A 19,600-nucleotide genomic window follows, 5' to 3' on the forward strand; every position below is an offset into this window, starting at 1 on the left:
GCAAGAACTGGGGGACCGCCCACATTTCACTTGTGGCGTGAGCCTGGATGCTTGGAGTCTCCACGAACTTCCAGGCTCTCCGGGAGTTGCCTTTCTCCTACAAGGCCGGATATATGCGCGCCCATCTTGGGGGGCATCCTCTGGAAGCGCACGGCGGCTATCTCATCCGAACTGAATCCCTGGGAGGCCTGAAGCTCCTGGAGCTGGCCCGGCGGGCACTCGTCGAGGACGGCGCTCCCGCGGACACCCAGCTGTCGGTGTGCGTCTACCGCCGGCGGAAGATCGTCCGGCTGGCGCTGGACGGCCCCCACACGGCGGGACGCCGGGGCTCGCACTGGTACAGCGAGCATCAGGCGCTCGCCCGGCTGCTGTCCAAGGAGGCGGGCATCACCGTCCACTCCTACGTGTACGATCCCCAGGAGTACGAGGAGGTCATGGCCTTCGGTGGAGGCCAGAACGTGGGAGGGGAGCGGCTCCTCTATGACGAGGTGGAGCTGCCCGAGTGCCTGGACGGGGAGTTCGACGACGAGGCCTTCGCGCGGATGCAGGAGCGCTGGCCCATGGGCCACCTGGCGTGGGTGTACGGGGTGGAGCGGGACTTGCTGCTGCAGCTGCACCGCATGCAGGGGGCGCGGCTGGGGCTCAATGGCTCGGAGCCGGAGTCGGAGCGGCCGCTGGAGCACCTGCTGAGGGGCGTCGCGGCGTAGTCAGTCTTCTTCTTCCACGGCCAGCTCGCCATCCTGGGCGGTGATGGCCTGGCGGACGCTCTCGGAGCGGAAGTACTGGCCGATCAGGGCGAAGGTGCCGGCGATGAGGGCCGTCATGCCCATGGCGAAGGCCGCGGCGAGCCCGGGCAGCATGGCCTTGAGCTGGGCGGCGGCCTGGGGATTCTGGAAGGCGGGCAGGGTGCTGAGGTGATCGGCCATGACGGGGCCGATGCGCCGGGCCACCACGGCCCACTGGGCACCGTCGATGGTGCGCAGCAGGGCGGCGAGGATGGCGGAGACGGAGAGCACCCGGCGCATCCGCTCCAGGGGCAGTCCTCCCGGCCGGAGCAGCCGGCCCGCGGCCACGAAGGCGAAGGAGCACGCCACCGAGAGCGCCCCGAGCACCAGCGAGCGCGACTCGCGCATGGGCTCGAGCGCGGCGATCTGCGCCTCGGAGATGTGCGCGGCGACGAGCACATCCGGGTCCCTGGAGAAGCGCGACAGGTTGCTGACCTCGTCGCGCAGCTCCCCCAGGTGGCCCAGCTCCAGGGTCTCCCGGAGGGCCGAGAAGCCCGTGAGGGCGGCGAGCACGAGGCACACCGCCGCGGCGAAGCGGATGCGCCGCGGCAGGAGCGGGGTGGGGGCGCCTGGGGACGTCACCGCTTGTTCGCCTCCACGAAGCGCAGGCGCAGGTCGGCGAGGAGGTTGTCGAAGAGCTGCTTCTCCTCGGGGGTGAGATTGCCGCGCGTCTTCTCGTGCAGCATTCCCAGCAACTCGATGCTCTGACGGGCGAGCACGAGGTCCTTGCCGGCCTGGCCCGTCTCCGGGTTGGGCGCCTCCCCCAGGTGGATGAGGGCACTGGACGCCAGCCCGATGAGGAAGGTGCTGAAGGTGATGGCCGCCTCGGGCACTTCACCCTTCATCACGAAGGTCTCTCCGCGCTTCTCCTCGCTCATGGCATCACTCGTCCGACTCGGAGTCCTCGTCGCCTTCGTCCTCGTCCTCGTCCTCGTCCTCGTCCTCGTCCTCGAAGTCGTCGTCCTCGTCGTTCTCCAGCTCGTCGTGCATCACCGTCTCGACGGGCACGCTCTTCTCGGAGACGTCCGGGAGGGACTCGAGGTGGCGCTGGTACGCCTTCTCGTCCACGGCGCCGGAGCGCAGGTAACGCTCGGCCGTACGCTTGTCGAGCTGCTTGGGGTCTGTCGGGTTGGCCATGGTCAACTCCTCGGAATCTCTTGGAAAAGGGCGCGCCACCTTATAGCAGGGCTACCCTCTGTCAACGCCGCTGTACCCACCCCCGTCCGGAGCCGATGAACACCCCCGTCCGTCCGTCCCTTCCCCGAGGCCTGTATGTCCTCTGCGATGACACCGTGCGCCCCGAGCTGCCCCTGAGGGAGAAGGCGGCCTGCCTGCTCGCCGGAGGGGCGAGGGTGATGCAGCTGCGCATGAAGCGGACGCCCCTACGAGAGGCGCTGGCGGCGGCGCGCGAGGTGGTGGCCGTCTGCCGGCGCGCGGGGGCGGTGTGCCTGGTGAACGACCGGGTGGACCTGGCGCTGCTCTCGGGAGCGCACGGGGTACATGTGGGAGACGAGGATCTGCCGGCGGAGGAGGCGAGGGCGCTGCTGGGCCCGGAGGCCGTGGTGGGGGTGACGGTGCGAGGCCTGGAGGAGGCGAGGGCGGCGAGGGCGGCCGGGGCGGACTACGTGGGCCTGGGGCCGGTCTTCGGCACCACGACCAAGCAGGTGCCCGCGCCGGTGCTGGGGTTGGAGGGCTTCGCCGCGGTGGTGCGCGCCAGTCCCCTGCCGGTGGTGGGGATTGGCGGGGTGAAGCTGGAGAACATCGCCAGCCTGGCGGCCACGGGGGCGCACGGTGGAGCGGTGGCGTCCGATGCCCTGCTCGCCGAGGACATCGCCGAGCGTGTCCGGCGTCTGTCCGCCGCTTTTGACAGGGGCGCCCAGGGGGCTAGCCTCGTGAGCGGAGACGTATGAAACCTCATGGCCATGGCCAGGCACCGCGCCGGCCCAACATCGGCATCACCCCGGACTTCAGCGCGAGCCGGCCGGACTCACCGTTCCCGTACTACGAGTTGAAGGTGCCCTACGCGGACGCGGTGCTGCGCGCGGGGGGCCTGCCCTTCGTGCTGCCGTACTCGGACGAGTTGGCGTGCGTGGACGCGTACCTGGATCGCATCTCCGGGCTGCTCGTGACGGGTGGGGCCTTCGACATTCCGCCCGAGGCCTATGGCGAGACGGCGCGCGAGGGCATGGGGCCGCTGAAGCTGTCGCGCACGGCCTTCGAGACGGCGCTGATGCGCGGGGCGTTCAAGCGGAACATGCCGGTGCTGGGCATCTGCGGGGGCATGCAGCTGCTCAACGTGGTGCTGGGCGGCACGCTGCACCAGGACATCGGCCGCGAGGTGAAGGGCGCGCACGAGCACGAGCAGAAGCACGACCGGACGCACCCGCAGCACCCGGTGGAGGTGAAGGATGGGACGCTGCTGGCGGAGGCGCTCGGCAAGGGCCAGCTGATGGTGAACTCCACGCACCACCAGGCGGCGCAGCGGATTGGCGCGCAGGTGGTGGTGAGCGCGGTGTCGCCGGATGGAATCGTGGAGGCCATCGAGTCCACCCAATACGGCTTCGCGCTGGGCGTGCAGTGGCACCCGGAGCTGATGCTCCACACGGTGCCGATCCACGTGGGCGTGTACCGGCTGTTCATCCAGAAGGCGCGAGAGCACCGGCGGTGAGCGGAGCGCCGCGCGTGCTGCTGTGCGCGGGCCATGAGCCCACGGGCCGCGCGGGACTGCTGGCGGACGTGGCCGCGGTACGGGCGCTCGGTGGAGCCCCGGTGGCCGTGCCGTCCGCGCAGACGGCGCAGGGCCGGGAGACCTTCCTGTACCAGCCCACGCCGGCGCGGGTGCTGGGCGCGCAGGTGAAGGCGGCGCTCGAGCTGGGGCCTCTGCACGCGGTGAAGCTGGGGCAGGTACCCGGGCCGGCGCTGCTGGACGCGCTGCGCGAGGCGCTCGACGGCGTGGACGCGTGGTGGGTGGTGGACCCGGTGGTGCGGACGTCGCGGGGCGAGCCGCTCTCGAAGCTGACGCGGCGGCACTACCTGGGCCTGGCGGGGCCGAAGGTGGTGCTCACCCCGAACCTGGACGAGGCGGCGTGGCTGCTCGGAGGGGGTGAGGTGAGCTCGGTGGAGGAGGCGCGCGAGGCGGGGCGGGCGCTGGTGGCCCACGGCTTCGGCGCGGTGCTGGTGAAGGGCGGGCACCGGGAGACGGGGGCGGTGGACGTGCTGGGCCTGCCGGACCGGGACGTGCTGCTGGAAGGGGAGCGGCTGGAGCGCGCGCCCGATCGCCGGGGAACGGGGTGCCGGTTGGCCTCGGCCCTGGCGGTGGAATTGGGGCGGGGCAGGACGCCCACGGCGGCGGCGCGCCGGGCGAAGTCCTACGTGACGCGCTACCTGCGCACCGGCCGGGACTGAACCTCCTCGAGTCAGGACATCCGTGCAAGGACTGTCAGACCGGTATGGGACACAGGAGGTCCCGAGCCCGGAGAGGAGACATGGCCATCCAGAACGAGCACCGACTGCGCGAGCTGCTGCAGATTCCACGCGATGCCTGGATACCCGAGGACGACAGGCCCGAGTACTGGGACGAGACCTTCATGCGCCTGGGGCGCGGTTACGGCTTCGACCCGGAGGCGGGCCAATACCCCGTCAATCACGGGCAGCTGGTGATGGATCTCGCGAGACTCGTGGCGCCGCTGCTGGACGGAGCGCGTTTCACGCAGGTGCTGCCGGGAGACGCCGATCCGGAAGGGGAGGAGCACGCCCCGCCATCGGAGGACGCCGACAAGGAGGCGCGCGGAAGGGACACCCGGTACACGCTGCGCCTGCGGCACGCGGGGCGGCGGTACAGCGTCACGTTCCACGACTTCTCGGACTTCTTCAACATCAACGCGGTGCTGGCCCTGCTCAACGCGGCGCTGGAGCCGACCGGCACGCCGATGCGTTTCTTCGGCTTCGGAGACGTGGTCGTCGTGGGGCCGCTGCGCGGGGTGCAGCAGGCCATGCGCGAGGGCTTCATCCCCGGCTTCTCCGGGGCGGGCATCTTCGAGGAGTGGGAGCTGGAGGAGATCGACGCCTGGAGCGAATCCGGCGACACGCCCGAGTCCCTCGTGAGGCAACTGGAGAAGGGACGCAGGCGCGTGCGGGCCGTGTTCGTGGTCTGAGCGCTACTCGACGCGCGCCCGGCTCTCGAAGCGCGTGTACTCGGCGAGGAACACCAGGTCGATGTCGCAGATGGGGCCGTTGCGTTGCTTGGCGATGACGAGCTGCACGGGGATGGCCGAGCTGGTGCGTTGGACCTCGCCGCCTTCAGCGTTCTCGCCCTGGTCCTCGCGGTGGATGAACATCACCACGTCGGCGTCCTGCTCGATGGCGCCCGACTCGCGGAGGTCCGAGAGCATCGGCTTGCCGCCCTTGCGCTCCTCTACCTTACGGCTCAGCTGCGAGAGCGCGATGATGGGCACCTCCAGCTCCTTGGCCAGCTGCTTGAGGCTTCGGGAGATCTCGGAGATTTCCAGCTGGCGGCTCTCCACCTTGCCCTTCTGATGCATGAGCTGGAGGTAGTCGATGATGATCAATGAGAGCCGGGGATCCCGCTGCTTGAGCCGCCGCGCCTTGGCACGCAGGTCGAACGGGGACAGACCGCCCGAGTCGTCGATGTAGATGGGGGCGTTGTAGAGCTTGCCCGCCATCTCCTGGAACTTCTCCTCGTCGTGCGGGGTGAGCCGGCCGCCGCGCAGTTTCTTCATGTCCACGCGGGCGCTCGAGGCCAGCAGACGCATGAGGAGCTGATCCGCGGGCATTTCCAGGCTGAAGATGGCCGCCGCCTTGGGATCCTCGGCCAGGCCCACGTGCGTGGCGATGTTCATCGCGAAGGACGTCTTTCCGACGCCGGGGCGCGCCGCGAGGATGAGGAGCTCGCCGGCGTGCAGACCCGTGAGCGCCTGGTCCAGGTCGGCGTAGCCGGTGGACAGGCCGGTGATGCCCGTCGTCGCCGTCTTCATCTTGTCCAGGAGGTCCAGCGTGTGCTCCATCAGCTCGCTGACGGGCCGCAGATCTCCCACGCGCTTCTTCTCGGCCAGGAGGAAGACCTTGCGCTCGGCCTCGTCCAGCAGCACGTCCAGCTCGCCCACCTCCTGGCTCGCCAGCTCCTGGATCTCCCGCCCCGCGTTCGCCAGCCTCCGCCGGAGGGCCTGGTCCTTGACGATCTTCGCGTACTGGACGGCATTGCCCGGCACGGGCACCACCTGATCCAGGCTCATCAGGTAGGCCGGGCCGCCCACAGCCGCCAGCTGCCCGAGCACCTTCAGCTCCTCGGCCAGCGTCAGGTGATCCACCTGTCGCGAGGAGCCGGCCAGCTTCACCATCGCCGCGAAGATCTGCGCATGCGCCGGACTGGCGAAGTCGTCCTGGTGGACCACCTCCGCCAGGCTGTCGATGATGCTGTTGTCCGCGAGCACGGCACCCAGCACCGCGCGCTCGGCGGCCAGGTCCTCGTGAGACCTGCGCCCGCCCGTCCGAATGTCGAGGATGTTGTCCATGGTGCCCGGCCAGTCTACAGGCTCCGCTACGGGGATGTAGCGCGGCAGCCTGATCGTGCCCTCTGACATGCCCGGGCCCCGGGACTGGCTTCCTCCCGCAAACGAAAGGGCCGCCCGGGGGTTGACTCCCGGACGGCCCTTGTCTTCACAGGTACAGAAGACGGTGACGGATACCCTCACCCCGACCCTCTCCCGGAGGGAGAGGGAGTGGGGGCTCAGGCCTCCGCGGCGACCTCGACCTTGATCTTCGCCACCACGTCACGGTGCAGCCGCAGCTCCACCTCGTACTGACCCGTGGCCTTGATGGGCTCGGGCAGGTGGATGAGGCGGCGGTCCACCGTCTGGCCCTGGGCGGCGAGCGCCTCGGCGATGTCCAGCGCGGTGACCGAGCCGTACAGCTTGTCCTGCTCGCCCACCTTGCGGCGGATGACGGCCTTGACCGCGCCGATCTTCTTGGCCTGCTCCTCGGCGGCGCCCTTCAGCTTGGCGTTGCGCGCCGAGATGACCGCGCGCTCGTGCTCGAGCTGGCGCACGTTCTGCTCGGTGGCCAGCACCGCCATCTTGCGCGGCAGCAGGTAGTTGCGGCCGAAGCCGTCCTTCACCGTCACGAGCTCACCGGACTTGCCCAGGTTCGCGACGTCCTCACGAAGAATGACCTTCATGTGATGTCTCCGTTGGTGCGTGGGAGCCGGCTATCAGCCGACCATCGCGTTGTAGGGAAGCAGCGCCAGACCGCGGGCGCGCTTGATGGCCGTGGCGATCTCGCGCTGGTGCTTGGCGCAGTTGCCGGAGATGCGGCGGGGGATGATCTTGCCGCGCTCGGTGACGAAGTACTTCAGCGTGGGCTGATCCTTGAAGTCCACCTTGGAGTTCTTCTCGGCGCAGAAGCGGCAGACCTTCTTGCGGCCAAAACCACGGCCGCCGCGCTTCTCGTCATCGCCACCGGCGCCGCCGCGGTCACCGCGGTCACCCCGGTCCCTGTCACCGCCGCGGTCCCGGTCACCACCACCGCGGGAAGCGTTCCTGTCGTTACCAATCATGAGTATTTCCTCTTCTCTGGAAGGGTTCCGTGGAAGACGACCTCGGGGGCACTAGGCCTCCTCGGTGCCCTCCTCCTCGGTCTCGCCACCCTCGTCGGCCGAGGCGCGCTCGCCACCGGGAGCTGCACCCGGGCGGGTCTCCTCGACGTCTCCGGCCAGCTTCAGATCCTCGAGCACCGGACGGCTCTCGGGATCCACCTCGTCCGCCAGCTTGGTGGACAGGAAGCGCGTGACCTCGTCGTAGTTGCGGAGGTTGCGCTCGAGCTCGGCCACCAGGTTCGTGCCGCCCAGGTAGCTGGCGTGCACGTAGATGGCGCGGGGCTGCTTGGCGATGGGGAACGCCGTCTTCTTCTTGCCCCACACCGTGAAGCGGAGGACCTTGCCGCCCTCACGGCCAACGATTCCGCGAACGCGCTCCTTGAGCTTGTCCACGGTGTCGTCGGTGAGGTCCGGCTTGACCAGGAAGATGGTCTCGTACTCACGAAGCCGCTTGGCGGCCTGCGTCTCAGCCATGTTTCTCTCCCCTTGGGGTTGAGTGCCCCCCGGAAATCCGAGGAGCGGGGAAACGGTCAGCCGGTCCAAGGGGGACCGTCCGCCGGGAACGGGAAAACCACGCGCCCGTCTCCCTCGCGTATTGGAAAAGAACATCCCCACCCGGTCGAAGCTTCCGGCCAGCGGGGAAGGGGCCTTCTATGGGGGGAAGGACCCCGAGTCAAGGCGCCCGCTTGTTGTACCGGTTCATCGCCGTGGCCAGCCCGTCACGGACCCAGGTGTCGGACGCGTCCGCCGCCTGGGCGATCAGGTCATCCAGCTGCCGGCGCTCCCCGTCATCGAAATTGGACAGGACGTAGTCGGCCACCCGCTCCTTGGCGTTGGGGCCCTGGGGCTTGCCGATGCCGAAGCGCAGCCGGATGAAGCCGTCCGCCCCCAGGCTGGAGACGGTGCTCTTCAGCCCGTTGTGGCCCCCGCTGCCCCCGCCCGCCTTGAGCTGCAGCCGCCCGAAGGGCAGATCCAGCTCGTCGTGGATGACGAGGATGTCCTCCACCGCCACCTTGTAGAAGCGCGCCGCCTCGGCCACCGAGCGGCCGGACAGGTTCATGTACGTCTGCGGCTCCAGGAAGAGGACCTTCTCGCCGCCCAGGGTGCCCTGGCCCACCCGGGCCTGGAACTTCTCGTGGTTGAGAGTGGCGCGCGCGCGCGACAGCAGCGCCTCCACCACCATGAAGCCGATGTTGTGACGGTGGCGCTCGTACTCGCGCCCGGGATTGCCCAGTCCACAGATGATCTTCATGGCGGTGACTCCGAAAAACAGACGGGGCCAGCCCGAACGAGCTGACCCCGCGTGTACGGCAGGACGAAGAGACTACTTCTTCGCGCCGGCCGCGGGCTTGGCCGCCGCACCGGCCGCGGGCTTGGCCGCCGCCGCACCCGCCGCGGGCTTGGCCGCCGCCGCGGGAGCCGCAGCAGCCGCCGCCGCGGGAGCCGCCTCGACCGCACCCTCGGGCGCGCTCACGACGGCGATGGTGTAGTTGACGTTCGACTTCACCACCACGCCCTCGGGCAGCTTCACATCGTTGATGTGCATGGCCATGGCGATCTTCAGCGGCGTCACGTCCACCTCGATCTGCACGGGGATGGCGCGCGGCTTGGCGTAGACCTCGATCTCACGGCGGATCTGCGTGAGCAGACCGCCATCGGCCACGCCCTCGGCCTTGCCGGTGAGGACGAGCGGCACGTTCACCTTCACCTGGTCCTCCTCGCGCACGGCGATGAAGTCCACGTGGAGGATGTCACGGGAGACCGGATCCCGCTGGTAGTCCTTGAAGAGGACCTGCTGGTCGGCACCCAGACCCTTGAGGGTGATGAGGGTGTTGAGCTTGTGCGGGGTGTTGATGGCGGCGCGCACGGCCTTGGGGTCGACGGCCACGCTCAGGGGCTTCTCCAGGTGCTTGCCGTAGACGACGGCGGGCACCAGGCCCTGGCTGCGCAGACGGCGGGCGGCGCCCTTGCCGGCGCCCTCACGCGTCTTCACCTCGAGCGTGCTCTTGTCGATGGACATGGATTTCCTCGGTATGGGGACTGCGATGTGACCGCGCCGAGCCCTGGCGCCTCTGGCATCCCGCCCCCGTGGCGGGCCCCGAGACGGCGCCTTCCAGACTGCGAAGGGCCAGCGTGGTGTGGGTGCGACATGCCAGCGCGGGCGGCCAGAGTCAAGCCGCCCGGCGGACAGGAGGGCCCTTCTTCGCCTAGACGAAGAGGGAGCTGAGCGAGTCGGCGCGGTGGATGCGCGCGATGGCCTCACCGAAGAGTCGCTCGGTGGTGATGATCTTCAGCTTGCCGCAGGCCTGGGCGGCGGGCGAGAGCGGGACGGTGTCCGTCATGACGAGCTCCTCCAGCACCGAGTCCTGGATGCGCTGGATGGCGGGCCCGGAGAGGATGGGGTGGACGGCGTAGGCCACCACCCGGCGAGCGCCCCGCTCCTTGAGGGCGGCGGCCGCCTGGGTGAGCGTGCCCGCGGTGTCCACCATGTCGTCCACCAGCACCGCGTCCTTGCCGTTGACGTCTCCAATGAGGTTCATCACCTCGGAGGAGTTGGGCCGCGGCCGGCGCTTGTCGATGATGGCCAGGCCGCAGTTGAGCCGCTTGGAGTAGGCGCGCGCCCGCTCCACGCCGCCCGCGTCCGGCGACACGATGACCATGTCCTGGGTGTCCGGGAACTTCTTGCGCAGGTCATCCAGGAAGACCGGCGAGGCGTAGAGGTGATCCGAGGGGATGTTGAAGAAGCCCTGGATCTGCCCGGCGTGCATGTCCATGGACACCACGCGCGTGGCCCCGGCCACCTCCAGCAGATCCGCCACCAGCTTGGCGGTGATGGGCGTGCGCGGCGCCACCTTGCGGTCCTGCCGGGCATACCCGTAGTAGGGGATGACGGCGTTGATGGAGCCCGCGCTCGCCCGCTTGAGGGCGTCGCAGATGATGAGCAGCTCCATCAGGTTGTCGTTCGTCGGCGGGCACGTGGACTGGACGATGAAGACGTCCAGGCCGCGGACGTTCTCGCCGATCTCCACGTGGATCTCCCCGTCCGAGAAGCGGCCCACGGAGGCCTTTCCCAGGGGACGCTTGAGATAGTCGCAGATGCGATGGGCCAGACCGGGGTTGGAACTCCCGGTGAACACCTTGAAGTCGCGGGGCTGCTGCATGGGCGCGCTACTAACGCGCCCCGTGGCGGAAGGGAAGCCCCTTCCACCTGCTTCCTCGGGCCGGTGCTCAGTCGTGGTCGCCCGCGGCGGCCAGGAAGGGGCTCGGCGCCCCGCCCGGCATGTGCTGCTGCCGCTCGTACTCCTGGAGGATCGTCCGCTCCATCTGGTTGCGCGTGTCCGCGTTGAGCGGATGGGCGATGTCCTTGTACGTCCCGTCCTTGCGGCGCTTGGCCGGCATGGCGATGAACAAGCCGGACGCTCCGTGAATCACCTTCAAGTCCCGGATCACGAAACAGTGATCCAGCGTGATGGTCACGTAGGCCTTCAGCTTATCTTCGTCGACCGGGTACACCTTGACGTCGGTGATGTTCATGGTCCCCCCACAGACCCTCGAGGTACGAGCTGAGGGGGAGCCTGAATCGGACCGGGCCGGAAAAGCAAGTCTTGCGGGGCTTCTTGTGCGTCAACCGATGCCTCGGTGACACATGTGGGCCAGGAACGCGAGATGGTACACGTCGATGAGGACGTAGAGGGCGGCCCCCGCCTGGATGGCCCGCTGGCTCAGCCGCATGGAGCGGTGCAGGCACAGGAGCGTCAGCCCGAGGCTCACGATGGTGACCTTGATGGCCATGAAGGCCAGGGGCGAGTGCTCGTAGGCCACCCGCATCAGCGGGTTCAGCTCCTCGGCCACCTCCAGCTGTAAAAAGGTGAGGGTGAAGAGCCCGTCCAGCAGGTTGAGCACCAACAGAAGTACCGCCGCTGGCGTGATGTGGAACGAAGCTCCCTCGATACCTGCCCACCGTGATGCCTGCGTCGTCGCCGCCACCCGGACCTCCCCGTTGGAATCCGGGGCGGGGTTCTTCAAGATGCTTGCCAACGCGCGGGGGTCCGGGAGGCCCGGTGCGGGAAGCGCGGGCGGCTTTTGAAAGTTGACGTGCCAGAAGGGGCGTGACAGAGGAGACCCGCGCTCCCGCACAGCCTCCCGACGAGCCCTCCGCGTGCAACAATTTCCCAATGACATCGGGTGGATAGAGGTCATCTGCGGCTCGATGTTCTCCGGCAAGACGGAGGAGTTGATCCGCCGCATCAAGCGGGCCGTCTACGGCAAGCAGGTCGTCCAGGTGTTCAAGCCTCGACTGGACAACCGCTATGACGAGACCCAGGTGGTCAGCCATTCCCAGCTCAAATTGACGTCCATTCCGATCGAACGGGCTGAAGAAATTTTCCATCACCTGTCCCCCAAGACGCAGGTGGTGGGCATCGACGAAGTGCAGTTCTTCGGCACCGAGGTGGTGGCGGTGTGTGAGGCCCTGGCCAACCGCGGCATCCGCGTGGTCGTCGCGGGGCTGGACCAGGACTACCAGGGCCGCCCCTTCGAGCCGATGCCGCAGCTGCTGGCCATCGCCGAGTACGTGACGAAGCAACTGGCCATCTGTGTGGTGTGTGGGAATCCGGCCAACCGCTCGCAGCGTCTCGTGGATAGTGGAGAGCGCGTGGTGGTGGGCGCCGCCGGGGCCTACGAGGCCCGCTGCCGCAAGTGCCACCGGGCCGAGCCCACCGAGGCCACGCCTCCCCAGACGCTCGATCTGTTCGAACACTAGAAGCCCTGACTGCAGCTCCAGAGGTCCGGCCATGCGCGACACCCTCTACGCCAACGTTCCCTTCCAGTTGAGCGAGATGCCCCACCGGTATGGCCCCAACGTGCACCTGGTGGGCAACCCCTTCCTGCTCTCGCAACTGGCGAAGCTGTGCAGCAAGGGCACGGTGCAGCCGGACATCAACCGGCTGGTGGCGCTGCTCTACACGGACCTGGTGAAGACGGTCATCAACGCGGAGTTCCCCCGCAAGATGGTGGCCATGCCCACCCGGATGATCGATCACACGCCCCAGGGCATGTACCAGGGCGAGGTGATCGATCCGGCGGTGCGCGCGGTGACGGTGAACATCGCCCGCGCCGGCACGCTGCCCTCGCAGGTGACGTACGATCTGCTCAACACCACGGTGGATCCGGTGCTGGTGCGCCAGGATCACATCATCATGAGCCGGATGATCGACGCCAAGGAGGCGGTGGTGGGCTCGAACATCGGCGGGGCCAAGATTGGCGGGGACATCGACGACGCCATCGTCCTCTTCCCGGACCCGATGGGCGCCACCGGCGGCAGCCTGAGCACCGCGGTGTCCATGTACAAGGAGAAGGTCCCCGGCACGCCCCGGCGAATCCTGAGCCTCAACCTGATCGTCACCCCCGAGTTCCTGCGGAGGATTTCCCGCGAGCATCCGGATGTGGTGGTGTACGCGCTGCGCCTGGACCGCGGGCTGTCACCGCCGGAGGTGTTCGGCACGGTGCCCGGCGAGCTGTGGGAGAAGGAGCGGGGGCTGGATGACCGGCAATACATCGTCCCCGGTGGCGGCGGCTTCGGGGAGATCATGAACAACGCGTACGTGTAGAGGTACGACCGTGGCTTTCTACGAGCAGGATGTCGGCGTCCACATCGATGAGAAGAAGCTCCAGGCGCGCGTGCGCGAGCTGGGTGAGCAGATCACCCGCGACTACCAGGGCAAGGAGCTGACGCTCGTTTGCGTGCTCAAGGGCTCGGCGTTCTTCGCCATGGACCTGGCGCGCTCCGTGGACCTGCCGCTGACGATCGAGTTCCTCGGGGTGTCCTCGTACCAGGGCGGCACCGAGACGACGGGCGAGGTGCGCATCACCACCGACGTGAGCAAGCCCATGGCGGGCAAGCACCTGCTCGTCATCGAGGACATCATCGACACCGGGCTCACCATGAGCTTCCTGCTGGAGAACCTCAAGGCCCGCCACCCGGCGTCCCTGAAGGTGTGCTCGCTGCTGGAGAAGCCCGCGCGCGCCCGCACCCAGATTCCCATCGACTACAAGGGCTTCGTCATCGACGACGTCTTCGTGGTGGGCTACGGGCTCGACTACACCGAGCGCTACCGCAACCTGCCCTTCATCGGCGTGATGAAGGGGAAGTAGTTCCGAAGTCCTCCGCAGCGTTCGGGGCCTGCTCAGGGTCCCGGTGCTCCTGGCGAGGTAGTCCGCTCCTCCCCATGGTCTGACCCATGCTGGCGTGCAGGTCCAGCCCTCCGAGGGGCGATGCCAGCCACTCCCGCTCCGTGCCCTCCGCACCCGATTCGCCGTACTCTCCCGGCGCCGTCGGCTCCGGCGCGGGAATCTCCCGTGCCAGGGCCAGCAGGGGGCCTGGCTGTGAATGGCGCGAGCGGAACTCGCGCACGTGGGCTGGCACGAGCACCAATGAACAGAGCCAGTGGGAAACATCCTCCAGCCTTCACGAATCTTTTCTCGCGGAGGCGGGGTCGGGAACGCACACCCAGGGTTGGCTCGGATGGTTGCGGCCACAGCGGAAACCCGGACCGCAGGCAGAGGAGTTTTCGGGGTTGCATGCCCTGCGGCATTGAAAGAGGAAGCAGGCTGTTTCCTCCGGACAAGGCGGTTCGCCCTCACCACAGTTCTTCAAACATTCCATCCAGATATGGCCTGGGGTTCGAGGATTGGCGTTGAGCGTGCAGGCCAGGTCCTGCGGGCATGGGGTTTGTTGACAGTCCTGTCCGTGAATCGTCATGCAGATGGAGCCCTGCCCTCCCATCAGCTCGACACAGCGCTGGCCCGCCGGACAGGGCCGGCCTTTACACGTGGGCATGCAGTAAGGTCCTTCTTCGCCTGCATGACAGGAGTACCCTTCCGGGCAACTGGAGGGCTCGTCCGCCCGGCATGGGCGGCCGCAGAATCCTTGGCAGAAGAGGCCCTTCGCACAGCCCTCCTTCGGGCTTTCAGGTAGGCTTTCACAGAGTTCTCCCTCCTGGCGCACACCGAGAAGGGAGCAGATACCAATGACATCCTTGCCGTTTTCAGCGGACCAGGGTCTGCACGTGAAGCCCTGTGGGCAATGCGCGTCTTCCGTGCACAAGCTGTCCGTACAATAGTGCCGCGCTGTCCGTGCATCGGAGACGCAGCGGAGTTGAGGCGCGCAGTCCGTGTCCGTACGGCAGTCATGCTCGTAGGTGCTCAGGCGCAGGCGCTCCTCATGCGAAAGCCTGGGGATGAGTGTCCTGCCGTGGGGCAGTGTCATCCGCGCACCGGCCCCAGGCCCGGACATGGCGACGAGGAGCAGCCACATCAGGGGCAGAGGGATGAGAAGCAACAGCAATGTAGGCAGCACCGTGCGCCATTTCACGTGCCACTCCTGCTACTCCCTGGCGGGTCTACATACGCTTGGACAGTCCTTTTGCTTCGAGGACAGTCTGGTCCAATAGTCATTACCGCATTTCTCCATCCATTCTTGCGTGCTCATGTGGCATTGCGGATGGAGGTTCACCATGTCCCGGTGGAGTGCCATGGGAATGGTTCCGTCCGGGCCAAAGGCCGTGCAGCCCATCATCACGGTGAGCAGCAACAACACCAGTAACGGTCTTGTTGGCATAAGGCCTCCCTGTTCGCAGCCGGGGCCGTGCTCAAGCGCGCCGGGCCCGCGTTCCAGCTGGGGCCTTCTTCGCCGCCGTCTTCCGGGTAGCGGACTTCTTCGCGGGTGCCTTCTTCACCGCGGACTTCTTCGCGGGCGCCTTCTTCGTGGTGGATGGCGCGGACTTCCGGGCTGGCGCACTCCGGGCCTTGGTGGGCGCGGCCTTCGTCCTGGGCGCTTCCGCCGCACCGCTCAGTTGCGCCACGAGCTTCTTGGGCGCCACCGCGCGGTAGCTCTCGTCCAGCCACTTGCGCAGCATGTCGAGAGGCGGCGTGTCACGCGCACCGAAGCTGGCCGACACCCAGCCGCTCTTGCCCAGGCCGTACCCCGTCGGCTGCACGAACGGCAGCATCAGCGCCGCCCCGTTCGACTGCGGCAGCTTCATGGACATCGACAGGCCCTCGCCCGTCAGCGACAGGAAGACGAAGGCCTTCCCCTTGACCTTGAGCGTCCGGTGCCCCCAGGGGAAGTCCTCGGTCACCTCGGGGTAGCCCATGCCCGCCTCGCGCAGGGCCAGCTCGAAGGGCTCGAGCCGCTTCATCTCGGGGGGAACCGGCGTCATCGTCATGGCGTGCGTCTCCTCGTGGGGCGCCAGATTACCCCACGCGGACACGCCTCCCTTACTTCTTCGGCTTCAACAGCGTGAGCACCTGGGTGAACGTCCTGTCGCCATTCGGCGTGGTGCTCAGCACGCCGCTCGCTCCCTCGAAGGTGCCCGTGCCTCCGATGATCGGAATCAGCGACGTGCCCGTCTCGGCTTCCCGGCCCGCCACCGTGATGGTCCCCTCGGCCATCGTCAGCGTCCACTGGCACTCGCTGAACTGCCCCGGCAGCGTCCGGATGCAGTAGCCACTGTTGCTCCCGATCGTCTCCTTCGCCTCGTTCAACAGCGGCTGGTCGAACACGAACATGTCGCCCGGCGAGTCACCCGGAGGACCCAGATCCACCGGCGTGGCGATGCCGCTGCGGGCATCCGCGATGGTGTTCAGCGTCCAGGCTTCCTCCGCGGGTGCGTTGTTGACACAGCTCAACATCGGTGCCGCGGTCAAGACAGCCATGAGCAGCATCTTGCGCATCTGGTCCCTCCTTGGGGTGGCTCGCTTTGGAGCCAACCCGCGCACCTAGCGCCCGGAGGGTGACAGGGCAAATTCCTCGGTCTTACTGGGGACGCTGCTGCGTCTCGGTGTCGCTGGTCCGCACTCCCGCCGGAGGCGCCGTCGTGGGCGGCGGCGTGGCCTCGGTGCCCTGGGGTGGGGCCGCCTGCTGGCCCTCGGGGGCCGGAGGAGGGAGGCCCATTCCGGACGGCTGCGGGGAAGCGCCGGCCTCGGCCAGGCTGGCGTCCACCGTCCTCAGCGCCTTCTCCAGCGCCTGCGCCGCCGGGCCCACCACGCTGAGCATCTGGTTGGCCCGCTGCGTGTTCCGGTTGCGGCTCTCCGACGCGATCTTCAGCTGCGTCAGCGCCTCCGTCACGTCCCGCCGCGCCTGCTCCAGCTTCTGCCTCGCCTGGAAGAAGGCCACGTCCGCCTTCATCGTCTCCAGCGTGCGGCGCTGCTCCTCCGTCAGCCCGGACAGCAGCTCCGCCCGACGCAGGAAGTAGAGCCCCTTCTCCAGCACCGCCGGATCGTCCGACTGCACCCGCGGCCGGGCCAGCCCCTCCAACACCGGGAAGAGGGCCCGGTCCAGCTCGTCCCGCTCGGTGAAGCGCTGCTCCAGGAGCGCCGAGACGTCCCGGCCCTCGGTGGACAGGGGGGCGTAGGCGTCCGCCAGCCGCGCGTCCCCGGGACGGTAGGGCGCCGCCCCCGTGGGCAGCAGCCGCCCCTTCATCACCACCAACTGCCCGTTTTCCTGGGCCAGGGTGAAGGTGCGGGCGTTGAGCTGCGAGAGCAGGAAGGCCACCGCCCCTCCCAGGCCCAGGATGATGAGGGTGACGAGCAGCCGCGTGAAGGCGCTCGTGGCCCGGCGGCCGAAGCCCGGCCGGTTCTGCTGTGGGTTCATCATGGGATTCATGGTGCTTGCTCCCCAGACGTCCAGGCGGCGAGCCGATTTCCCGGCCCCAGTGCTTTCCTTGGGACAACCGTCCCAAGGGCTATACTCGGTTGGCCCTACTCATGCATCCCACATTCCGCCGCCTGGGGACCAGCGAGCTGTTGCCCCGGTACATCTTCGCGGAGAGCCTCTTCGCACGCCGTCGCGTGTTGGAGGTGGACGCGGTCGCCACCACCGGCGGCGAGAGCGCGCGCTTCCTCCTGGAGCGCGGCGCCCGCACCGTCGTGGCTTGTGACGCGGACCTCGCGGCCGTGGCGGCGGCCCAGAAGGCCCATGGCGGCGCCTCGTTGCGCTACCGCGCCAACGTCTACGACGACCTCGAGCCCGGCAGCTTCGATCTGGTGCTCGTGGCCGACCTCGCCCCCTACGTGCGCGCCCCCACGCTCCTGGCCGAGCTGGCGCGGCTCGTGAGCCGGCAGGGCTACCTCATCGGCGGCCTGCGCAACACGGCGGGGCTCGCCCTCTGGCAGCTCATGGACGTGGAGGAGGGCGTGCCGCCCACGTATGGGCAGTTGCTCGACGCGCTCTCGCCGCACTTCCCGAACGTGGAAGTCGCCACGCAGGCGCCCGTGCTGGGCTATCAGCTCGCCTTCGAGAAGGGCGATGGCCTCCAGGTGGATGGCTCCCTCATCCGCGGCAGCGAGGCCGCCTACTACGTGGTGATGGCCGGCGCCGAGCCCGCCCGCATCGTGGACCCCACCTGGGTGCAGCTGCCTCCCGAGCCGCTCGCCTTCACCCGCGGCAAGCTGGACGAGGTGGCCCAGCGCTCCAAGGGCTGGGAGGAGCGCACCGGCCGCCTCAAGGAGTCCCTCACCCGGCTGCGCGCGGAGCTGACCGACCGCGAGAGCGAGGTGACGCAGCTCAAGCCGGCCCTGGAGCTCGCCCGCGACCAGGTGGCCCGGCTCACCGCGCAGTTGGAGCAGGCGCGCGGCACCCCGGAGGCCACCCGCGAGCGCGATGAGCTGTCCTCCCGCCTGCGCCGCACCGAGCTGGAGTTGCAGGTGGCCCTGGAGCGTGTGGCCGACGCGGACCGGCGGCTCGGCCAGCAGCGGCTGGAGATGGAAGCCGCGGAGCGCGCCCGCAAGGAGGCCGAGGTCCAGACCCTGGGCTCCCAGGAGACGTTGCGGCTGGAGCGCGCCCGCCGCGAGGAGCTGAACACCTCCCTGGAGGAGTCCCGCGAGCGCCTCACCCAGGCCTATACCCAGCTGCGCGAGTTGCAGGACGAGCTGGCCGGGCTGCGCGTCGAGCGCGAGAAGGACCGGCTCTCTTCGGAGCGCGCGCGAGAGCAGTCCGAGGAGCTGCGGCGCCAGGTGGAGGCGGCCCGTGAGCGCGAGCTGCGTCTGGCCGAGCAGTACTCGACGTCACTCGCCGCGGTGGAGCTGCTCAAGTCGGACGTGGCCAGGGCCGAGCAGGCCCGCCAGACGTCCGAGTCCGTGCTGCGTTCGCGCGACGCGGACCTGGCGCGTCTGACGCGCGAGGTGGAGGACGGCGCCCGGCGTGTGTCGGGGGCGGAGGCGGCCCGGCGCGACGCGGAGGTGCGCCTGACGGCCCGCGAGGCCGAGTGGCGCGGACTCGAGACGGAGCTCACGGCGGCGCGTGCCGAGCTGGAGCGGCTCACGGCCGAGGTGGAGGCCCGGACTCGCTCCGAGGAGAACGTCCGCTCGGCGGCGGCCCGGCTCGAGCAGGAGCTGCACGAGGCCCGGGGCAGCCTGGAGTCGCTCGAGGAGGAGCGGGTCCGCTCCGCCGCGGAGCTGGAGGAGACCATCGAGGAGGAGCGCCAGCGCGCGGAGTCGCGGGTGGCGCAGGAGCGGGCGAAGACGGAGCGGGCCGAGGCCGAGGCCGCCCGCGAGAAGGCCGCTCGTGAAGAACAGGCGTCGCGTGCCGAGGGGCTCGAGAACCAGGTACGCGTGGAGGCCGCCGCGCGGGAGGAGGCCTCGCGCGCCCTCGCCGGGCTGGAGGCCCAGCGGCAGCAGTGGGCCGATGAGCGCGGGGCCCTCCGGCGGCGCGTGGTGGAGGTCGAGGAGACGCTCTCGGAGTTGGAGCGGGTGCGGGCCTCGGACGTGGAGTCGATCACCCGGCTCGACTCGGCGCTGAAGGCGACGCAGGGCTCCATCACGGCGGAGCAGCAGGCGCGGGCCCGGGCCGACGCGGAGCGCGAGCAGGCGCTGGCCGGGCTGGAGCAGGAGCGCGAGGGGAGGGAGCGGCTGGAGGAGGCCGTGGCCCAGACCCAGGCCCGGCTGGAGGCGGAGCACCAGCGGCTCGAGGAGGCCCGCGAGGCGCTCTCGAGTGTCCGCGCCGAGCTGAAGTCCGAGCGGCAGCAGCGCGCCCAGGAGTCGGAGGAGCGCACCCGGCTCCAGGCTGGGCTGGAGGAGGAGCGCCAGCAGCGGGCCCAGGTGGAGGCGTCCCTGGCCGAGGTCCAGGCCGGGCTCGAGGCCGAGCGGCAGCGGAGCACCGGACTGGAGTCGGAGCTGGCCCAGGCCCGGGCCGGGCTCGAGTCCGTGC

The 19,600-nt window shown here is 69.0% G+C and carries 24 protein-coding genes; 9 read left to right on the forward strand and 15 right to left on the reverse strand.

All coding sequences use genetic code 11. The features are described from left to right. Positions 1–47 precede the first annotated feature (47 nt). Complete coding sequence (locus Q664_RS45255; protein ID WP_084610899.1) at positions 48–707, forward strand: hypothetical protein; 660 nt, start codon at positions 48–50, stop codon at positions 705–707. Here Q664_RS45255 and Q664_RS45260 read toward each other — a convergent pair whose 3' ends face one another. Genes Q664_RS45260 through Q664_RS45270 form a run of 3 tightly spaced genes read right to left on the reverse strand, consistent with a single transcriptional unit; the run spans position 708 to position 1,922 of the window. Further along, positions 708–1,367 carry a hypothetical protein gene (locus tag Q664_RS45260; protein WP_043411627.1) on the reverse strand — a complete coding sequence of 220 codons (660 nt, stop codon included), beginning with the start codon at positions 1,365–1,367 and terminating at the stop codon, positions 708–710. It lies immediately after the preceding gene. Next, the gene (locus tag Q664_RS45265; RefSeq protein WP_043411630.1) at positions 1,364–1,663 is read right to left on the reverse strand and encodes a DUF1844 domain-containing protein; all 300 of its coding nucleotides are present in this window, start codon (positions 1,661–1,663) and stop codon (positions 1,364–1,366) included. The genes Q664_RS45260 and Q664_RS45265 overlap by 4 nt, the downstream gene beginning before the upstream one ends. 4 nt (positions 1,664–1,667) lie before the next feature. Then, the gene (locus tag Q664_RS45270; RefSeq protein ID WP_043411632.1) at positions 1,668–1,922 is read right to left on the reverse strand and encodes a hypothetical protein; all 255 of its coding nucleotides are present in this window, start codon (positions 1,920–1,922) and stop codon (positions 1,668–1,670) included. Between the two features lie 95 nt (positions 1,923–2,017). Between Q664_RS45270 and thiE the strand changes: the two genes are divergently transcribed. The 4 genes from thiE to Q664_RS45290 all read left to right on the forward strand — a co-directional run bounded on the left by thiE (position 2,018) and on the right by Q664_RS45290 (position 4,939). Next, positions 2,018–2,695 carry a thiamine phosphate synthase gene (gene thiE / locus Q664_RS45275; protein ID WP_043411636.1) on the forward strand — a complete coding sequence of 226 codons (678 nt, stop codon included), beginning with the start codon at positions 2,018–2,020 and terminating at the stop codon, positions 2,693–2,695. Further along, positions 2,692–3,453, forward strand: a complete 762-nt coding sequence (locus Q664_RS45280; protein WP_043411638.1) for a gamma-glutamyl-gamma-aminobutyrate hydrolase family protein — start codon at positions 2,692–2,694, stop codon at positions 3,451–3,453. Before thiE ends, Q664_RS45280 begins: the two co-directional genes overlap by 4 nt. Next, the gene (gene thiD / locus Q664_RS45285; RefSeq protein WP_043411641.1) at positions 3,450–4,190 is read left to right on the forward strand and encodes a bifunctional hydroxymethylpyrimidine kinase/phosphomethylpyrimidine kinase; all 741 of its coding nucleotides are present in this window, start codon (positions 3,450–3,452) and stop codon (positions 4,188–4,190) included. Before Q664_RS45280 ends, thiD begins: the two co-directional genes overlap by 4 nt. Before the next feature lie 80 nt (positions 4,191–4,270). Then, positions 4,271–4,939 (forward strand): hypothetical protein, encoded by a 669-nt coding sequence (locus Q664_RS45290; RefSeq protein WP_043411645.1) that lies wholly within the window; start codon positions 4,271–4,273, stop codon positions 4,937–4,939. A gap of 3 nt (positions 4,940–4,942) precedes the next feature. Here Q664_RS45290 and dnaB read toward each other — a convergent pair whose 3' ends face one another. The 9 genes from dnaB to Q664_RS45335 form a co-directional block, all read right to left on the reverse strand. Continuing rightward, positions 4,943–6,316 carry a replicative DNA helicase gene (gene dnaB / locus Q664_RS45295; protein ID WP_043411713.1) on the reverse strand — a complete coding sequence of 458 codons (1,374 nt, stop codon included), beginning with the start codon at positions 6,314–6,316 and terminating at the stop codon, positions 4,943–4,945. A 215-nt stretch (positions 6,317–6,531) separates the two neighbouring features. Continuing rightward, a complete protein-coding gene (rplI, locus tag Q664_RS45300; RefSeq protein WP_043411649.1) occupies positions 6,532–6,978 on the reverse strand; it encodes a 50S ribosomal protein L9 in 447 nt (148 codons plus the stop codon). A 33-nt stretch (positions 6,979–7,011) separates the two neighbouring features. Continuing rightward, positions 7,012–7,356, reverse strand: a complete 345-nt coding sequence (gene rpsR, locus Q664_RS45305) for a 30S ribosomal protein S18 (RefSeq protein WP_043411652.1) — start codon at positions 7,354–7,356, stop codon at positions 7,012–7,014. A gap of 51 nt (positions 7,357–7,407) precedes the next feature. Then, complete coding sequence (rpsF, locus tag Q664_RS45310) at positions 7,408–7,869, reverse strand: 30S ribosomal protein S6 (RefSeq protein ID WP_043411656.1); 462 nt, start codon at positions 7,867–7,869, stop codon at positions 7,408–7,410. A gap of 199 nt (positions 7,870–8,068) precedes the next feature. Then, positions 8,069–8,647, reverse strand: coding sequence for an aminoacyl-tRNA hydrolase (pth, locus tag Q664_RS45315; protein ID WP_043411658.1), 579 nt, complete (start codon positions 8,645–8,647; stop codon positions 8,069–8,071). Positions 8,648–8,719: 72 nt separating this feature from the next. Next, positions 8,720–9,409 carry a 50S ribosomal protein L25/general stress protein Ctc gene (locus Q664_RS45320; protein WP_425117476.1) on the reverse strand — a complete coding sequence of 230 codons (690 nt, stop codon included), beginning with the start codon at positions 9,407–9,409 and terminating at the stop codon, positions 8,720–8,722. Positions 9,410–9,602: 193 nt separating this feature from the next. Further along, positions 9,603–10,556: a ribose-phosphate pyrophosphokinase gene (locus Q664_RS45325; protein ID WP_043411662.1), complete on the reverse strand. Its 954-nt coding sequence runs from the start codon at positions 10,554–10,556 to the stop codon at positions 9,603–9,605. 67 nt (positions 10,557–10,623) lie between these two features. Further along, complete coding sequence (gene spoVG, locus Q664_RS45330; RefSeq protein WP_043411666.1) at positions 10,624–10,929, reverse strand: septation regulator SpoVG; 306 nt, start codon at positions 10,927–10,929, stop codon at positions 10,624–10,626. Between the two features lie 90 nt (positions 10,930–11,019). Next, on the reverse strand, positions 11,020–11,421 hold the full coding sequence (locus tag Q664_RS45335) for a DUF5658 family protein (RefSeq protein WP_043411668.1): 402 nt from the start codon (positions 11,419–11,421) through the stop codon (positions 11,020–11,022). 133 nt (positions 11,422–11,554) lie between these two features. Between Q664_RS45335 and Q664_RS45340 the strand changes: the two genes are divergently transcribed. The 3 genes from Q664_RS45340 to hpt are packed head-to-tail and all read left to right on the forward strand — an operon-like array spanning position 11,555 to position 13,548. Continuing rightward, on the forward strand, positions 11,555–12,157 hold the full coding sequence (locus Q664_RS45340; RefSeq protein WP_043411671.1) for a thymidine kinase: 603 nt from the start codon (positions 11,555–11,557) through the stop codon (positions 12,155–12,157). 31 nt (positions 12,158–12,188) lie between these two features. Next, on the forward strand, positions 12,189–13,004 hold the full coding sequence (locus tag Q664_RS45345) for a uracil phosphoribosyltransferase (RefSeq protein ID WP_043411673.1): 816 nt from the start codon (positions 12,189–12,191) through the stop codon (positions 13,002–13,004). A 10-nt stretch (positions 13,005–13,014) separates the two neighbouring features. Continuing rightward, positions 13,015–13,548 (forward strand): hypoxanthine phosphoribosyltransferase, encoded by a 534-nt coding sequence (gene hpt / locus Q664_RS45350; protein ID WP_043411677.1) that lies wholly within the window; start codon positions 13,015–13,017, stop codon positions 13,546–13,548. 1,496 nt (positions 13,549–15,044) lie between these two features. Here the strand turns inward: hpt and Q664_RS45355 are convergent. The 3 genes from Q664_RS45355 to Q664_RS45365 form a co-directional block, all read right to left on the reverse strand. Beyond that, a complete protein-coding gene (locus tag Q664_RS45355) occupies positions 15,045–15,620 on the reverse strand; it encodes an MmcQ/YjbR family DNA-binding protein (protein ID WP_043411681.1) in 576 nt (191 codons plus the stop codon). A gap of 52 nt (positions 15,621–15,672) precedes the next feature. Further along, the gene (locus tag Q664_RS45360; RefSeq protein ID WP_043411683.1) at positions 15,673–16,128 is read right to left on the reverse strand and encodes a dirigent protein; all 456 of its coding nucleotides are present in this window, start codon (positions 16,126–16,128) and stop codon (positions 15,673–15,675) included. A gap of 82 nt (positions 16,129–16,210) precedes the next feature. After that, the gene (locus tag Q664_RS45365; protein WP_235217132.1) at positions 16,211–17,059 is read right to left on the reverse strand and encodes an IF-2 protein; all 849 of its coding nucleotides are present in this window, start codon (positions 17,057–17,059) and stop codon (positions 16,211–16,213) included. 101 nt (positions 17,060–17,160) lie between these two features. Between Q664_RS45365 and Q664_RS45370 the strand changes: the two genes are divergently transcribed. Further along, on the forward strand, positions 17,161–19,600 hold a 2,440-nt coding region (locus Q664_RS45370; protein WP_152622723.1), incomplete at its 3' end, for a methyltransferase domain-containing protein.

The sequence above is a fragment of the Archangium violaceum Cb vi76 genome, from assembly GCF_000733295.1.
GTDB lineage: Bacteria > Myxococcota > Myxococcia > Myxococcales > Myxococcaceae > Archangium > Archangium violaceum.

Bases quoted from the DNA above. Each gene is read 5' to 3' on its own strand.
- spoVG (WP_043411666.1), bottom strand. From the start codon at position 10,929: ATGAACATCACCGACGTCAAGGTGTACCCGGTCGACGAAGATAAGCTG.
- Q664_RS45265 (WP_043411630.1), bottom strand. From the start codon at position 1,663: ATGAGCGAGGAGAAGCGCGGAGAGACCTTCGTGATGAAGGGTGAAGTG.
- rpsR (WP_043411652.1), bottom strand. From the start codon at position 7,356: ATGATTGGTAACGACAGGAACGCTTCCCGCGGTGGTGGTGACCGGGAC.
- Q664_RS45365 (WP_235217132.1), bottom strand. From the start codon at position 17,059: ATGAATCCCATGATGAACCCACAGCAGAACCGGCCGGGCTTCGGCCGC.
- rpsF (WP_043411656.1), bottom strand. From the start codon at position 7,869: ATGGCTGAGACGCAGGCCGCCAAGCGGCTTCGTGAGTACGAGACCATC.
- Q664_RS45270 (WP_043411632.1), bottom strand. From the start codon at position 1,922: ATGGCCAACCCGACAGACCCCAAGCAGCTCGACAAGCGTACGGCCGAG.
- Q664_RS45325 (WP_043411662.1), bottom strand. From the start codon at position 10,556: ATGCAGCAGCCCCGCGACTTCAAGGTGTTCACCGGGAGTTCCAACCCC.
- Q664_RS45280 (WP_043411638.1), top strand. From the start codon at position 2,692: ATGAAACCTCATGGCCATGGCCAGGCACCGCGCCGGCCCAACATCGGC.
- Q664_RS45290 (WP_043411645.1), top strand. From the start codon at position 4,271: ATGGCCATCCAGAACGAGCACCGACTGCGCGAGCTGCTGCAGATTCCA.
- Q664_RS45360 (WP_043411683.1), bottom strand. From the start codon at position 16,128: ATGCGCAAGATGCTGCTCATGGCTGTCTTGACCGCGGCACCGATGTTG.
- pth (WP_043411658.1), bottom strand. From the start codon at position 8,647: ATGAAGATCATCTGTGGACTGGGCAATCCCGGGCGCGAGTACGAGCGC.
- rplI (WP_043411649.1), bottom strand. From the start codon at position 6,978: ATGAAGGTCATTCTTCGTGAGGACGTCGCGAACCTGGGCAAGTCCGGT.
- Q664_RS45355 (WP_043411681.1), bottom strand. From the start codon at position 15,620: ATGACGATGACGCCGGTTCCCCCCGAGATGAAGCGGCTCGAGCCCTTC.
- Q664_RS45255 (WP_084610899.1), top strand. From the start codon at position 48: ATGCTTGGAGTCTCCACGAACTTCCAGGCTCTCCGGGAGTTGCCTTTC.
- thiE (WP_043411636.1), top strand. From the start codon at position 2,018: ATGAACACCCCCGTCCGTCCGTCCCTTCCCCGAGGCCTGTATGTCCTC.
- Q664_RS45345 (WP_043411673.1), top strand. From the start codon at position 12,189: ATGCGCGACACCCTCTACGCCAACGTTCCCTTCCAGTTGAGCGAGATG.
- dnaB (WP_043411713.1), bottom strand. From the start codon at position 6,316: ATGGACAACATCCTCGACATTCGGACGGGCGGGCGCAGGTCTCACGAG.